Genomic DNA, 14,519 nt, shown 5'->3' with positions numbered 1-14,519 from the left:
AAATTCCATCGGCACGAACAATGGGGGCAATCGCACTGTTTTTAATGCCCCAAAAATGAACCTGAGCTCGCTGTTCTCCATGCCCGGCAACACCGCCACGCTGGACTTCTCCAGCTTGAACGAGCAGCAGTTGCTCGCCCTGGCCATTTCGCTCGAAGAGGACGACGCGCGCATCTACAGCCAATACGCGCAGGCGTTGAACGCCGATTATCCCGACACGGCCGCGCTGTTCCGCGGCATGGCGGCCGAAGAAAACACACACCGGCATCGTCTGCTCGATCTCTACCGCAAACGGTTTGGCGATCGCATTCCGCTCATTCGCCGCCAGGACGTGCGCGGCTTTATCGAGCGCAAGCCGCTGTGGCTGGTGCAGCCGATCGATCTGGACAAGTTTCGCGCCCAGGCCGAGTTGATGGAAGCCGAGTCGCGCATGTTCTACGCCAAGGCCGCGCGGCACGCGACCGATACCGGCATTCGCCAGTTGCTCGGCGATCTCGCCGCCGCTGAAGCTGCGCACGAGCAGAAAGCCGAAGCGCTCGGCAACCAGTTCATCACGCCGCAAGCCATACGCTCCGAGCGCGAAACCCAGCGCCGCGCCTTTGTGCTGCGCTTCGTTCAACCTGGCCTGGCGGGGTTGATGGACGGTTCCGTCTCTACCCTAGCGCCGCTGTTCGCCGCAGCCTTCGCCACGCATGACACCTGGGCCACCTTTCTGGTCGGCCTCGCAGCCGCGCTGGGCGCTGGCATCAGCATGGCGTTCGCCGAAGCCATGTCAGACGATGGTTCGCTCACCGGGCGTGGCAGCCCTTGGCTACGCGGCGGCATCACCGGTCTGATGACCGCTTTGGGCGGCCTGGGCCACACCCTGCCCTACCTGATCCCGAACTTCCACCTCGCCACCACGCTGGCCTTCCTCGTGGTCGGCGTGGAGTTGATCGTGATTGCCTGGATTCGCAAGCGCTATATGGATTCGCCCTTCGGCTTGGCGGTGCTACAGGTGGTTGTCGGCGGTTTGCTGGTTTTTGCCACGGGCATCCTGATCGGCAGCGCGTAATCACAGCCGGCGTTTAGGACCTGGTAACGCCATTGGTCTTGATCCACGCGCCGATTTGCGGCCACGCCTCGTCGAGCGTGCGCTTGCCCATGAACAGGCCCACATGTCCGCCAGGCACGATGCGCTTCTCGATCTGGCTGGCGGGTGTACCGCAGAGGGTTTCAGCGGCGAAGACCTGCTCGTGCGGCGTAATGTCGTCGCTCTCGCCCGCAAGCAGATACAGCGGGCAGGTGATGTCTTTGAGGTGCAGCGCACGGCCCTGGCCGATGAACTGGCCTTTGGCCAGCAGATTGCGTCTGAACAGCTGATCGATGACCTGCAGATACCAGCGACCGGGCAGGTTCAGCGGGTTTTCATACCAGCGCTCGAAGGCTTCGGTCTTGCTCAGCCAGACCGGATCGTCGATGTGCTCGTACAGGTCGATGTGCTCCTGCACATAGTGCTGCTCGGGGTGCATGTTCTTCCAGCCGGCCAGCATGTATTTGCCCAACATCAGCCCGCCGCCGCTTTCCACCAGTTCTTCATAGAAGCTCATCGGCGTTTGCTTGACCATTTTCAGCAAGGGGCCGTGACCGGCGTGGGTGTCGATGGGAGAGCCCGCCAGCACTAGGCTGGCGACCTTGTCGGGAAAGCGCGCGGCCAGCATCGCCGCCATCCAGCCGCCCTGGCACAAGCCGACGAGGTTGACGCGGCCGCCAAGGTCGTCGATGCAGGCGAGAAAGTCGCCGAGGTATTGATCGACTTCGAGGTCTTTCATGTCCGGCGTGGCGCTGTGCCAGTCGGTGAGGAATAGCGGGCCAACTCCGCTGTTTTTCAACGTCTGCATCAGGCTCTGGCCCTCGTGATAGTCGGCGATCATCGAGGTGTGGCCGGCGTAGGGCGCATTGACCAGGGTGGGAATGCCCTTGGCGCCGGGCGCGGAGTAGTCGCACAGATCTAGGGTGCGCAGCTTCAGCCGCACCGTGTGCTCGGTGGCGAGCTTAGGCTTGATGCCCCCGTGCAGAAGCAACTCCTCGTCGAGAAACTTCACATTACGCGCCGCCAGCTCCATACCCTGCTCGGCCATATCGGCCGCGAGTTGCAGCGGCCAGAAAAAAGGCACGTTGAGATTGGGTTTGGCGGGCTTAGGCTTGGGGTCAGACATGGAAAACCTCCTTCAGGCAATGGCAAAGCGGCGGAACAGGGCTCGCTTGATCAACAAATCCAGCAATAGGGTGAAAACGACCGTCGCCAGTAAAACCATGCCCACGACGAATCCGGGCAAAGCGGCCATCAACACGCCGAAAGCCGCCAGCAGACAAACGATGATCACGTCGCCCATGCTGGCTGCCGCCATCCAGCGCGACGGAGCGAGCGACCATAGCGGGCCGTTGCTGCGCAGCAGATAGATGCCAGCCTGATTGCCGAACACCAGAATCAGGAACACCACGGTCTGCAACTGCGCCAGGCTCAGCCCCTGCGCCTGCGCCCAGACATACACGCCCCAGGCGAACAGCAGGCTCAAGACCGCGAGCACGATGGACGCGCCCATGAGTCGGCGTACCTGCCAGTGCTGCGGCTGGGCCGAGGGGTGGACACGGTCGGTGGCGATACTCATGGTGGCGAAATCGTTGGCGAACAGCATCAGCACGATGAGCAGCGGCGAGATGACGAAATGCCCGGTCAGCAGCAGGCCGAAAGTGAGGAACACCACAATTTCCAGCGTGCGCAGCACCTTGTTGAGGGTGTAGGTGAGCATGCGCCGGTGCACCTGCCGCCCGGCGCGCACCACGGTGAGCACCCCGCCCAGCCCCGGGTCGGTGAGCACCACCCCGGCGGCCGCCTTGGCCACATCGGTAGCGCTGGCCACGGCGATACCCATCTCGGCCTGGCGCAGCGCGGGCGCGTCGTTGACGCCATCGCCGGTCATGCCGGTGACATGCCCGGCCTTTTGCAGCGCGGCGACGATGTGGTGCTTGTCCTCGGGCAGCACGCGCGCGTAGAGATCGCATTGCGAGGGGTCGAGCGCCACGTCTTTCTGAATGTGGCACACGCGCGTACCCAGGCCCAGCTCGCCGCCGACGGCGCGCGCGGTTTCTTCGGCATCTCCGGTAGCCATGCACACGCGTACGCCGAGCTGCTTGATCTGGGCGATGAGGTTGGCGGCGTCTGGCCGGGGTGGATCGGACAAGCCCACCACGCCCAGCAACTGCAGCGCATCATTCGCGCCCGCCGCCACCGCGAGCACGCGCGCGCCGCTGGCGGCGAGCTGTTTCTCCGCCGCGTCCAGCGCAGCCTGCTGCGCGGCGTCGAGATGACACAGCGGACCAATGACCGTGGCGGCGCCCTTCATCGCGCGCCAGGGCTGGCCGTCCACGGTGTAGAGCCCTTCGCTGCGCCGCGTCGCGGGGTCGAAGGGGTGAAAGGCACTGCGCACAGGTGCATCGGCCAGCAGCCTGCGCTCACGCGCGGGGGCAAGGAGGGCCAGATCGAGCGGGTCTTGCGTGGCATCGTCGCTGGCCAGCGCGGCGGCGCGCAGCACGGTGTTTTCGTCTGCGCCCTGCACGAGCGCCGTGGCGCCCGCATAGCGCAGGCTGTTCTGCGTGAGCGTGCCGGTCTTGTCGGACACCAGCGTGTCCATCGCCGCCGCCTCCTCCACTGCGGGCAGCCGCGTGACCAGCACGCCCTGATGCGCCAGCAACTGGCTGCTCACGGCTGTCGCCAGGGTGTAGGTGGCAGGCAGCGCCACCGGCACCGAGGCCACCAGCAGCATGAGCGCGAATACTGCCGTGTCGAGCAAGGGCAGGTGATGCCACAGCGCGAAGCCGATGACGATGGCCACGAGCACGAGGTCGAACACCACCAGCCGTTTGACGATGGCGAAGATGGTGCTTTGCATGTGGCTGGGTGCGTTGGAGGTACGCACCAGTTCGGCGGTGTGGCCGAAGAAGGTGCGTGCGCCGGTCGCGGTGACGACGCCCGTGGCCTCGCCCTGTCGCACGATCGCGCCGGTGTAGGCCGGCTTGCCCGCACCCGCGTCCACCGGCAGCGATTCGCCGGTGAGCGCCGACTCATCGAGCGACACGGCGCCATCGAGCAGCCGCAGATCGGCCGGCACGATATCGCCAGCGCGGATGTGCACCACATCGCCCGGCACCACCTGCTCGGCGGCAATCTGCTGCCACTGCGCGTCGCGCCGCACGCGCGCGTTGACGTGCAACTGCTTGCGCAGCAGCGCTAGCGCATCCTTGGCGCGCTGTTCCTGCACGAACGCCACCACGGCGTTGAACACCAGCAGCACGGCGATGACCAGCGATTCCAGCCCGCGCCCGAGCAGCACCTGCAGCACGATGACGGCTTCGAGCATCCACGGCACCGGTGCCCAGAACTTCGCCAGCAGTTGCCGCCACGCCGGGACGGTCTGTTCGGCAATGGCATTGGGCCCGACACGGGCCAGCCGTGCGGCGGCCTCGCTCGCGCTCAGCCCCTTGCTGGGATCTGTCTCTGGCCAGTCGCCCGACTGCACGGGCTCGGCTTCAGCTTGGGCAGGGGTCTTTGCGGCCATCGTGGGTTCCTATAACTTGAAGGCGCGTGCGGCCTTGTTGATGCCTTCGCTGAGCATGGGATGCGGAAACACCGTATCGGCCAGGGCCTTGGCGCCGAGCCCTTGTTCGAGTGCCAGCGCCAGCGGGGCGATCAGCTGCGCGGCGTCCATGCCGGCGATCTGCGCCCCCAGCAAGCGGGCGTCATGGCGATTGAACACCAGTTTGATGAACCCTTGCGTTTCGGCATAGATCTGCGCCCGCGAATCTTCGGCATAGTCGTAGCGCATCACGGCCACGGCGTCGGCGCCCAGCGCCGCTTCGGCCTGCGCTGCGGTCTGTCCTGCATGAGCCAGTTCGGGCTCGGTGAACACCGTCATGGGCACGGCGTGGAACGGCATGCGATCCACCGCCTGCCCGCCCGCAGCGATGCAGTGCGCGGCCACTAGGCTTTGCCGCACGGCGGAATGGAACAACATGCTGCGTCCATTGATATCTCCCGGCGCCCATACCTGCGGGTTGGACGTGCGCAGGGTGTCGTCCACTTTGACATGCCCGCGCTCCATCGCCAGACCGAGGTGCTCCACACCTTCAGGCAGCACGGCCACGCGGCCGGTGGCCATGAGCACGGCGTCGCCCTGCAGGCTGCGCTCGCCGCCGCCCTGCTTGTAGCGCACGTGATAGCCATCGCCATCGCGCGCGATGCTCAGCACCTGCGCGGAGCATTCGATGCGCACGCGCTGCGACAGACTGGCATGCAGAAAAGACGCCAGTTCGGCATCGAACCCTGGCAGCACCTGAGGCGCATATTCGAGAATGCTGCACTGGGCGCCGAGGGCCTGCAGCATCGACGCCGTCTCCACCCCGATGTAGCCGCCGCCGATGATGACGAGGTGTTGCGGCAGCGGCAGATCGGCGCCGAGGCGGAACAGATCGTGCGAAGTCAGCGCCAGATCAGCCCCGAGTATGGGCAGGCGCGCGGGCGTCGAGCCGGTGCCGAGGATCAATTGGCGAAAGCGGACTTCGCGCGAACCGCTGCCATCGCCAGCATCGATGCGCGCGCGACCCGGCGCGACGATCACGCCGCGCCCCTGCACGAAGGCGACGCCGCCCGCGGCGATCTCGCGCGCATGTTGCTCGTAGCGGGTGTTCTGCACGCGATCCTTGTGCGCCAGCACCGCGCCCCAGTCCACCACGGGCTTGCCGCCGCGCAGACCGAAGCCGTCGAATTTGTCTGCCAGACTGCGCACCAGCGCCGCCTCGCGCACCGCCTTCGAAGGCACGCAACCTTCGGCCAGACAGTCGCCGCCGAGATTGCCGATCGGATCGACCATCAGCACCGACCGCCCGGCCTGAGCGAGAAAAAAGGCCCCTGGATACCCAGCGCCACCGGCGCCGAGCACGAGCACATCCACGTCGTCGCTCAGGGCGGTCAGCGGGGTTGAAAATTCGAGTGCCATTCCATCCTCCAGACTCTATGCAGAATGCAAAGCATTGGATTGCGGCGGCGCAACATGGCGTTTGACTTGCATCAAGCTCGCCAGACCTGCGAATGTCAGACACGCTCCAAAATGCAACGTCGTTAATCGTTGCCCGGCGGCATGTTTTCAGGTTGTTCCAAACCCAATGCAGCGCGTCGGCGCAACGCCAGCCAAGCCAGCACGCAGCCAGCGATCCACGCCACGGCGCGCGCGGCCAGCAGCATGCCCGGCGAAAACCCGGTCAGCGAGTCGCCCCCGAATTCCTGAACCCAGCGGGGATCGACCGCGCCCGAGGTCAGTGCGCTGATCAGTGCAATCAGCAGCAGGCTGATGCCCCACACGGCCCAGGTTCGGGCGATAAAGGCATACAGCAGGCGAAACGCCACCGCGCCCAATAGGGCAAACAACAGGCACTCGATGATCAGCACGCGCAACATGATGAGGTCTCCTTGGGAATCACCCCATCAGTCCATGCGGTGACGGAACAGCCAGGCGGCAAACGCCATGCTGACGACGCCGATCAGCGCCAGCGGCCAGTATTGCGACATCAGGTCGCTCACGCCATAGCCTTCGAGATAGACCCCGCGGGTGATGATGAGGAAATACCGCATGGGGTTGATATAGGTGAGCAACTGCACCGCCTCGGGCATATTGGCAATGGGCGTGGCAAAGCCGGACAGAATGATGGACGGCACCAGGAACATGAACACGCCCAGCAAACCCTGCTGCTGGGTCACGGCGATGGACGAGATCATCAGCCCGATGCCGGTTGCGGCGAGCAGGAAAAAAAACAGCCCGACTCCCAGCGCCAGCACGCTGCCCACAAACGGCACGCCGAACCAGAGTATGGTGACGATGGCGATAAAAGCGGCCTCCAGCCCACCGATGATGAAACCTGGCAACGCCTTGCCCAGCAGAATTTCCACCGGGCGCAGGGGCGTGACCAACAGCTGATCGAAGGTGCCCATCTCGCGTTCGCGCGCCACCGACAGCCCGGTGACCAGCAAGGTGACCACCAGGGTGAGCAGAGCCACGATGCCCGGAAGAATGAACCAGCGCGACAGCAGATTGGGGTTGAACCAGGAGCGAATTTCCAGCCTGGCCGGCGGGCCGCGCCAGCCGTGTTGCGCAGCCCATTGCTCATTGAAAGCGAACAGCACACTATTGGCATCGTTCAGCGCCAGCGATGCGGTGTTGGAGTCTCGGCCATCGACCAGCAGTTGCACTTTGGCCGGTTGATGCCGCAGCAAATCGCGGGTGAAGTGCGGGCCGATGTGCAGCACCAGCAGCGCATCCTTGTTGTCGATCAGCGGGGCGATCTGCGCATCGTGGGTGATGGTGGCTACTTGGCGAAAGGTGTCCGTGCCGGAAAAGCGCGCGATCAGTTCGCGCGAGGCGTAGCCCGGGTCTTCGTTGTATACCGCATAAGGAATATGGTTGAGGTCGAAGCTGGCGGCATAGCCGAACACCAGCAGCTGAATGAGCGGCGGGCCGATCAGCACCGTGCGGCTGGCCGTGTCGCGCAGCAGCATGAGCAGTTCCTTGATGACGAGTGCAACGACGCGGCCCCACATGGTTCAGTCCAGTCTCTTGTGCGATTTGCGCCAGGCAATGCCCATGAATATCGCCCACATCACCATCAGCGCGGCGCTGTTGCCCAGAATCACCGGCCAGACATTACCCGCCAAAAACACGGTCTGCAAAATGGCGACGTAATAGCGCGCGGCGACCAGATGCGTGAGAAACTGCACCACCGTCGGCATGGAGTCGATGTCGAAAATGAACCCCGACAGAATGAAGGCCGGCAGGAAGGTGACGATGACCGCCACCAGCGCGGCGACGAACTGGCTGTTGGCCAGGGTGGAAATCAGCAGCCCCATCGCCAGCGCCACCAGCAGGAACAGCGCCGAGCACAGCACCAGCAGCCACAGACTGCCGACCAGCGGCACGGCGAACAGCCACACCGCCATGGCCACCGACAGCGCCATGCCCCCCATGCCGAGCACGAAATAAGGAATCAGTTTGCCCAGCAGAATTTCCGCCATGGTCACCGGGCTGGCCATGAGCGCTTCCATGGTGCCGCGCTCGCGTTCTCGCGCGATGACCAGCGCAGTGAGCAAGGCGCCGATCAAGGTCATGATGACGGCAATCAGCCCCGGCACCAGAAAGTCGCGGCTGCGCACCGCCGGGTTGAACCAGATGCGCGCCTGCACGCTGACGGGCAGGAGCAAGGGCTTGCCCTGCCGCTCGGCTTCGAGCTGCAGCCAGTTTTGCCAGACGCCTTGCAGATAGCCCTCCATGATGCGGGCGTTGTTGGCGTCCACGCCGTTCATCCACACCGCCACGGGGGCAGAGCGGCCGGTAAGCGCCAGCCGGGTGAAATCGCCCCGCAGCCAGACAATGCCGTCCACCTGACGGGTCATCAGCGCATGGCGGGCCGCGGCAATATCGGGATAGGGCTTAGGCGCGAAAAACGCCGACTGCTGCAGCCCGCCGACAAAACTGCTGGTCTGCGCGCTGGGCTGATCGACCACCACCGCCAAGGGCACGTCGCGGGCATTGAGCGACACGCCATAGCCGAACAGCAGCAACAACAGCACCGGCAAGACAAAAGCAATGGCGATGGCGGAGGGGTCGCGGATGATCTGCAAAAACTCCTTGCGCACCAGTCCGCGCAGACGTTGCCGGTTCATCGGGCCTGTCTCCTCATGCAGCGCGGCGAATCTGCGCCTCGTGCGACTGAATCAGGGCGATGAAGGCATCTTCCATCGTCGGATCGGGCAGCGCGTCGGTGCGAATGCGCCCGCGAATCTCGCGGGGCGTGCCAAAAGCCAGAATCTCGCCCAGCGACATCAGCACCAGATGATCGCAATACTCGGCCTCGTCCATGAAGTGGGTGGTGATCATGACGGTCACCCCCGATTCGGCCAGATGGTTGATGCGCTGCCAGAACTCGCGCCGCGCCAGCGGATCGACGCCGGAGGTCGGCTCATCGAGAAACAGAATGGACGGCTCATGCATCAGCGCGCAAGCCAGCGCCAGCCGCTGCTTGTAGCCCAGCGGCAGGTCCATGGCCTCGGCATCGGCATACTCGCTCAGGTCGAACTCATCAAAGGCCCAGGCCAGCCGCTGTTTGCGCCGTGCGCCGCGCAGGCCATAGGCCGAGGCGAAAAAATTCAGGTTCTGCCGCGCAGTGAGATTGCCGTAGAGCGCAAATTTCTGCGACACATAGCCGATGCGCTCGCGCGCGTCTGCGCTGGCCGTGCGCAGATCCGCGCCCGCAACGCGCAGCGTGCCGGAAGACGCTGGCAGCAGGCCGCAGAGCATGCGAAAAGTCGTGCTCTTGCCCGCGCCATTGGCGCCGAGCAAACCGAAAATCTCGCCCTTCCCCACGTTGAAGCTGATGCCCTTGACCGCCTGAAACGCCCCAAAAAAGCGGCGTAATTCTTTCACTTCAATCACGGCTGGCGCCGCTTCATCGGGCTTGGCCGCAATGGCGACAGTAGCGACAGCCGCCTCAACCTTGGGCGCAGCCTGCGTCTGCGGGGCAGGCAGGCCCGTGTGCAACAAACTGACAAAGGCATCCTCGAAACGCGGCTCGACGGCCTGCCAGTCTTCGCCGGGCTGCTGCAGGGGCTGGGTGTCCTGCAACACCACCCGCACCCCTTCGGCCTGCACCAGCGCATCGACCACTCCGGCGCGCGCATGCAGCGATTCCTGCAACGTGCGGCGATGCCATTGCGCATGCCGCACCAGAAACACATGGCCTTTCAGTGGTGCCCGAAAAGCCAGGGGCGGCTGATGCGCCAGCACATTGCCCTCGTGCAGCAGCACGATGTCGTCGCACTGCTCGGCCTCGTCGAGATAGGCGGTGCTCACCAGCACGGCGACATTCTGGCTGCGCAAGAGTTTGATGATGCTCCAGAGCTCACGCCGTGAAATGGGATCGACCCCGACAGTCGGCTCATCGAGCAGCAGCAGCCGCGGCGCGCGCAGCAGGGTGCAGGCCAGCCCCAGCTTTTGCTTCATGCCGCCGGAAAGCGCCCCCGCCCGTCGATGCGAAAACGGGCCGAGCGCGGTGAGCTTGAGCAAATCGTCGAAGCGCGATTGCCGCTCGGTGGCTTTCAAGCCTTGCAGATCGGCATAGAGGTCGAGGTTTTCCTGAACGGTGAGATCTTCATAAAGACCGAAGCGCTGCGGCATATAGCCGATCATCTGCTGAATGGCCGAGGCCGATTGCCGCACGTCCAGGCCCAGCACCCGCACCTCTCCAGAACTGGGCAGGAGCAAGGCGGCGGCAAGGCGGATCAGCGTGGTCTTGCCCGCGCCGTCCGGCCCGAGCAAGCCGGTGATGCGGCCCTGCTGAATGCGCACATCGACGCCCTTGAGCGCATCGATCACACTGTTGCCCTGCCTGAACTGCTTGTGCACCGCCGCGAATTCAAGCGCCACATCAGCGAGCGCTGCGTCGGGAGGCTCTGCAGCCGGCTCAGACCGGGCCGAAGTCTCAGCGTTGGCAGACATGCTCGGGAACCGATTGCGGCGCGTTGTTCAACAAAGGCACCTGCACGGTAACCGGCATGCCCAGGCGCAGTTTCTGATCGGGATTGCAGGCATACACCCGCACCCGATACACCAGTTGCGCACGCAACTCGGTGGTCTGCACCGACTTGGGCGTGAACTCTGCCGTGGGGGAGATATTGCCGACCCAGCCCTTGAACGGCTGGCCGGGAAAGCTGTCGGTCAGAATGTCGGCGCGCATGCCTGGAGCGATTTTGCCCAGCTCGGTTTCCGGCACATAGGCGCGCACCCAGACCGGGTTGTTCACCGCGATGGTCATCACCGGGGTTTGCGGCGCGGCCATGTCGCCCACCTCCAGAATGCGGTTTTCCACCACGCCATTCTCGGGCGAATACAGCACCGCATCGGTCAGTTGGCGCTGGGCCAGTGCGAGCGCAGATTCATCGGCCTTGACCATCGCCTCAGCCGCGGCAATGTCTTCCTTGCGCGGGCCTTGCACCGCCAGGCTCAGCGCCTGGCGCGCGCGCTGCACACCGGCGGCTGCCGTATCGAGCTGCTGGGTGACGTTGTCCAGACTTTGCCGGGGCAGGAAGCCCGATTCCACCAGCGTCTTTTGCCGAGCATAAGTAGCCTTGGCGTTGGCCTGCGCCGCCAGCGCCGCGTCCACCCCGGCACGCGCCTCGGCAATTTCCTGCGGACGGCTGCCCGCCTTGAGCTTGGCCAGCACATTCTGCTGCGCGAGCAATGCCGCCTGCGCACGGTTGACCGCGTCTTGGTAGCGCACCGCGTCGATGCGGGCCACCACTTGCCCCTTGCGCACGGCATCACCTTCCTGCACCAGAAGTTCAGACACCCGCCCGGCATCGTTGAACGCGAGCTGCACCTGCCGAATGTCGATGTTGCCGTAGAGGGTGAGCGTGTTCGAGACCGGTTTCGCCCGCTGGGTCCACCAGTAAGCGCCACCGGCGACGAGCACGACGAGGAGCAATACCACAATGATCAAGGGCCGCTTTTTGTTTTTCATGGGAGTGCGAAGACTGTGTTGAGACGAGCGAGCGGACGGATGTTCCATTGTCGCGCCAGCTTGCCGCCCGGGCATGACTTACATCAATCATGCCTGTGCCGTGGGGCGTAGCATCAACCGCAACACTTCACACCTCAACATTCCCGATGGCAACGTCTGTCCCCTCTGCCCGCCGCTGCGCGCGTGGCCTGCGTCATGTTCGGCTCCTGCGCGTCGTCTGTTTTATCGGCGGCGTGGTCGGCGGCGGCTTGGCCTTTGCGGGAACGTCCAGCGCAGAAACTCTGGCGCAGGTCTTCACGCTGGCGCAGCAGCACAACCCGGCGCTGCGCAGTGCACAGGCAAACTATCAAGCCGCCTTGTCCGGCGTGCCGCTGGCGCGGTCGAAGCTGCTGCCGCAACTGGTGGCGGGCGCCAATTTGAGCGCCAATGTGCAGGACAACAGCGACAACCCGCTGCTGCAGAAATTCGGCATGCCCACTCAGTGGAACTACACCTCGCGCGATGTCAATCTGGTGGCCACGCAGGCGCTCTATCAACCCGCCGATCATCTCGGCGTTGAACAGGCGGATGTCGCCGCGCGCATCGCCTACCTGAAATTCGTGCAGCAAGACCAGGATCTGATGCTGCAAGTCGCTGCGCGCTACTTCGACGTGCTGGCCGCGCAAGACAGCCTGCATTCGCTCGAAGAACAGCAAAAAGCGGTGATCCAACAGGTCAAATCGGCACAGGCCAATTTCGACGCGGGCAACGGCACCATTGTCGATGTGCGCGATGCTCAGGCGCGCGTCGATCTCACCGCCGCACAAGTGCTGGCGGCTGAGAACCAGCTTGAACTCACGCGCAACAGCCTGCAACAGTTAGTGGGCACCACCACGCAAACGCTGGCGCCGCTGCCCAGCAGCACGGCACTGCAGGCGCCGCTTGGCGACATGCACTCGTGGAGCCGCAAGGCCGAAGAACATAACCTCGGCGTCGATGAGGCGCTATTGGGCGTGAAACTGGCGCAACTCAGCGCGAAAAAGGCCGACACGGGTTCTCGGCCCACCGTCTCCGCCTATGCCCGCCTCGACCACAACGCGACGACGGGCGGCAGCCCGCTATTTCCCTTCAGCAACCGCGCCAATGTCGCCAGCGTGGGCGTGCAGATGCGCTGGCCGTTGTTCACCGGCTATGCGGTGCAAAGCGATGTCGAACAGACCGCGCATCTGCTCGAAAAATCGCAATCCGATCTGGATTCGGCCCGCCTCGCTGCTGCGCAGCAAGCGCGCGCTGCTTACCTCAGCGTGCAATCCGGGCTGGCGCAGGTGAAGGCGCTCGACGCGGCCATTGCCTCCAGCCGCAGTTCGCTGCAGGCGAATGAAACCGGGTTCAAAGTGGGCATGCGGGTCAACATCGACGTGCTCAACGCGCTGTCTCAGCTCTACGAAACCCAGCGTCAGGCCGACAAGGCACGTTATGACGTACTGGTCAACACCCTGCGCCTGAAAAACGCGGCAGGTCAGCTCGACCGCCGGGACATCGACACCCTGAGCGCCCTGCTCGAACCAGCGCGCTAATAAAACAGGAGTTGATCGAAATCAAGCCAGCTTGAGCGCAGCACGTTTGGCTGCGGGCTTGTGGCAAGACGATGCGGGCAGAGTCACTGCCCCGTCGAGCCAGGCGCGCAATGGGTCTTCACTCAGAATCTCGATCAATCGCTTGTCCACCCGCACCACACCCAGCTCTTGCAAGTGCGAAAGAAGGCGGCTGATGGTTTCCATGCTCAGGCCAAGGTAGCTGCCGAGTTCTTCTCGGGTCATCAGCAACTCGAACTGATCGCACTTTTCTCCGGCTTGACGCAATTGCTCCTGCCTGTGCAGCAGAAAGCTGGCGATTTTTTGCGTGGCACTCATGCTGCCGAGCCTGAACTGGTCATGCTCGGCCCGCGCGAGGCTCTCGGACGCATACGCCAGCAGATGATTGAGCAAGCTGCGGTCAGCGCCAACGATGGACTCCACCGCAGCCACCGAAAATTCGCAGATCAACGAGGGCGCCAGCGCGATCAGGTCGGTCGTGTAGCGTTGCTGTGCAAACCCGCTCAAACCCATCAGTTCGCGTGCGTAGTGAAAGCTGACGATCTGCGACTGGCCGTTTTCGCCAATCTCTACCGCCTTGAAACCCCCGCTCACCACCAGGTAGAGATGTTTGAAGGGCATGCCGCTGTGCACCAGGGTTTCACCCCTGCTCAATTCCAGCGTCGCCTCGGCGGCTTCGGTCACGCGCTGCCGCAAGACCGCGTTCAGGTCTGCAGGCAGATTGCCGTCACAGGGATGCGGATGATGCGAGCGGAACTGAGCGGGAATGGGATGCCGTTTCATGTGCGAATCCAGAGAATTCGCGCATCCTAACAAGCCCTTTCCAGAACAATGTGACCAAAGGTGCGCCGCGCGCTGGTCAAATCAAACCTTGGGTTCGCCCGCGTGCACGATCAATACCGGAACCGTGCTGCGCTGCGACACGCCTTCGGCCACGCTGCCCAGAATCATGCGGCGCACGCCGCTGCGGCCATGGCTGCCGATGACGATCAGATCGGCGCCCCAACGATGCCCTTCCGCCAGGATGGCGTCGGCCACGCGCGGCAAGGCCTGCGTGGTTTCCACCACGGCGGAGCTGACATCCATGCCCGGAGCGCGGGCTTCATTCACCCAGCGGTCGAGCAATAGCCGGGCATCGTTGCCCAGCACATTGAGAAATTCCGGCGAGGAACTCAGCAGTCCGTTCGCCTCCACCACCACCACGAAGCGAATGGCGGCCTGCTGGTCGCGCGCCAGCGCAGAGGCCTGGGCGGCGGCCGATTGCGCGGTCTGGCTGGCGTCTATGGGAACCAGGATTTTTTTGTAGGTGGACATGATGCCTCGTCGGGTGAATAGAACAGGAAC

12 protein-coding genes are annotated in these 14,519 nt (G+C 64.1%); 2 read left to right on the top strand and 10 right to left on the bottom strand.

Annotated features, from left to right (window positions below):
- The first annotated feature begins 55 nt into the window (after nucleotides 1-55).
- On the top strand, nucleotides 56-1,054 hold the full coding sequence (mbfA, locus tag B3H47_RS00845) for an iron exporter MbfA (RefSeq protein ID WP_156052936.1): 999 nt from the start codon (nucleotides 56-58) through the stop codon (nucleotides 1,052-1,054).
- Nucleotides 1,055-1,067: 13 nt separating this feature from the next.
- Here mbfA and B3H47_RS00840 read toward each other — a convergent pair whose 3' ends face one another.
- From B3H47_RS00840 to B3H47_RS00805, 8 genes are all read right to left on the bottom strand, one after another.
- The gene (locus tag B3H47_RS00840; RefSeq protein WP_286985435.1) at nucleotides 1,068-2,198 is read right to left on the bottom strand and encodes an alpha/beta fold hydrolase; all 1,131 of its coding nucleotides are present in this window, start codon (nucleotides 2,196-2,198) and stop codon (nucleotides 1,068-1,070) included.
- A gap of 12 nt (nucleotides 2,199-2,210) precedes the next feature.
- Nucleotides 2,211-4,598 (bottom strand): plasma-membrane proton-efflux P-type ATPase, encoded by a 2,388-nt coding sequence (locus B3H47_RS00835; RefSeq protein ID WP_286985434.1) that lies wholly within the window; start codon nucleotides 4,596-4,598, stop codon nucleotides 2,211-2,213.
- A gap of 9 nt (nucleotides 4,599-4,607) precedes the next feature.
- On the bottom strand, nucleotides 4,608-6,035 hold the full coding sequence (locus B3H47_RS00830; RefSeq protein ID WP_286985432.1) for a dihydrolipoyl dehydrogenase: 1,428 nt from the start codon (nucleotides 6,033-6,035) through the stop codon (nucleotides 4,608-4,610).
- Between the two features lie 122 nt (nucleotides 6,036-6,157).
- Nucleotides 6,158-6,493: a hypothetical protein gene (locus B3H47_RS00825; protein ID WP_276706419.1), complete on the bottom strand. Its 336-nt coding sequence runs from the start codon at nucleotides 6,491-6,493 to the stop codon at nucleotides 6,158-6,160.
- A gap of 27 nt (nucleotides 6,494-6,520) precedes the next feature.
- Nucleotides 6,521-7,630 (bottom strand): ABC transporter permease, encoded by a 1,110-nt coding sequence (locus B3H47_RS00820; protein ID WP_286985431.1) that lies wholly within the window; start codon nucleotides 7,628-7,630, stop codon nucleotides 6,521-6,523.
- A 3-nt stretch (nucleotides 7,631-7,633) separates the two neighbouring features.
- Complete coding sequence (locus B3H47_RS00815) at nucleotides 7,634-8,749, bottom strand: ABC transporter permease (protein WP_286985430.1); 1,116 nt, start codon at nucleotides 8,747-8,749, stop codon at nucleotides 7,634-7,636.
- Nucleotides 8,750-8,762: 13 nt separating this feature from the next.
- Nucleotides 8,763-10,580 (bottom strand): ATP-binding cassette domain-containing protein, encoded by a 1,818-nt coding sequence (locus tag B3H47_RS00810; protein ID WP_286985429.1) that lies wholly within the window; start codon nucleotides 10,578-10,580, stop codon nucleotides 8,763-8,765.
- Nucleotides 10,564-11,601 (bottom strand): efflux RND transporter periplasmic adaptor subunit, encoded by a 1,038-nt coding sequence (locus B3H47_RS00805; protein WP_286985428.1) that lies wholly within the window; start codon nucleotides 11,599-11,601, stop codon nucleotides 10,564-10,566. The genes B3H47_RS00810 and B3H47_RS00805 overlap by 17 nt, the downstream gene beginning before the upstream one ends.
- A 146-nt stretch (nucleotides 11,602-11,747) precedes the next feature.
- Here B3H47_RS00805 and B3H47_RS00800 point away from each other — a divergent pair, with 146 nt between their 5' ends.
- A complete protein-coding gene (locus B3H47_RS00800; RefSeq protein ID WP_286985427.1) occupies nucleotides 11,748-13,157 on the top strand; it encodes a TolC family outer membrane protein in 1,410 nt (469 codons plus the stop codon).
- A 21-nt stretch (nucleotides 13,158-13,178) separates the two neighbouring features.
- On the opposite strand, the gene B3H47_RS00795 is transcribed toward B3H47_RS00800, so the two are convergent.
- Together B3H47_RS00795 and B3H47_RS00790 are read right to left on the bottom strand one after the other, a co-directional pair.
- Nucleotides 13,179-13,958: a Crp/Fnr family transcriptional regulator gene (locus tag B3H47_RS00795; protein ID WP_286985426.1), complete on the bottom strand. Its 780-nt coding sequence runs from the start codon at nucleotides 13,956-13,958 to the stop codon at nucleotides 13,179-13,181.
- Between the two features lie 81 nt (nucleotides 13,959-14,039).
- A complete protein-coding gene (locus B3H47_RS00790) occupies nucleotides 14,040-14,489 on the bottom strand; it encodes a universal stress protein (RefSeq protein ID WP_156052944.1) in 450 nt (149 codons plus the stop codon).
- Nucleotides 14,490-14,519: the final 30 nt, after the last annotated feature.

The sequence above is a fragment of the Thiomonas sp. UBA7699 genome (assembly GCF_002482605.1).
Classification (GTDB): domain Bacteria; phylum Pseudomonadota; class Gammaproteobacteria; order Burkholderiales; family Burkholderiaceae_C; genus Thiomonas; species Thiomonas arsenitoxydans.
This window is presented reverse-complemented; position numbering and strand designations above follow the sequence as displayed.

Excerpts from the sequence above, each read along its gene's own strand:
- mbfA (WP_156052936.1), top strand. The coding sequence starts at position 56 with ATGAACCTGAGCTCGCTGTTCTCCATGCCCGGCAACACCGCCACGCTG.
- B3H47_RS00840 (WP_286985435.1), bottom strand. The coding sequence starts at position 2,198 with ATGTCTGACCCCAAGCCTAAGCCCGCCAAACCCAATCTCAACGTGCCT.
- B3H47_RS00835 (WP_286985434.1), bottom strand. The coding sequence starts at position 4,598 with ATGGCCGCAAAGACCCCTGCCCAAGCTGAAGCCGAGCCCGTGCAGTCG.
- B3H47_RS00830 (WP_286985432.1), bottom strand. The coding sequence starts at position 6,035 with ATGGCACTCGAATTTTCAACCCCGCTGACCGCCCTGAGCGACGACGTG.
- B3H47_RS00825 (WP_276706419.1), bottom strand. The coding sequence starts at position 6,493 with ATGTTGCGCGTGCTGATCATCGAGTGCCTGTTGTTTGCCCTATTGGGC.
- B3H47_RS00820 (WP_286985431.1), bottom strand. The coding sequence starts at position 7,630 with ATGTGGGGCCGCGTCGTTGCACTCGTCATCAAGGAACTGCTCATGCTG.
- B3H47_RS00815 (WP_286985430.1), bottom strand. The coding sequence starts at position 8,749 with ATGAACCGGCAACGTCTGCGCGGACTGGTGCGCAAGGAGTTTTTGCAG.
- B3H47_RS00810 (WP_286985429.1), bottom strand. The coding sequence starts at position 10,580 with ATGTCTGCCAACGCTGAGACTTCGGCCCGGTCTGAGCCGGCTGCAGAG.
- B3H47_RS00805 (WP_286985428.1), bottom strand. The coding sequence starts at position 11,601 with ATGAAAAACAAAAAGCGGCCCTTGATCATTGTGGTATTGCTCCTCGTC.
- B3H47_RS00800 (WP_286985427.1), top strand. The coding sequence starts at position 11,748 with ATGGCAACGTCTGTCCCCTCTGCCCGCCGCTGCGCGCGTGGCCTGCGT.
- B3H47_RS00795 (WP_286985426.1), bottom strand. The coding sequence starts at position 13,958 with ATGAAACGGCATCCCATTCCCGCTCAGTTCCGCTCGCATCATCCGCAT.
- B3H47_RS00790 (WP_156052944.1), bottom strand. The coding sequence starts at position 14,489 with ATGTCCACCTACAAAAAAATCCTGGTTCCCATAGACGCCAGCCAGACC.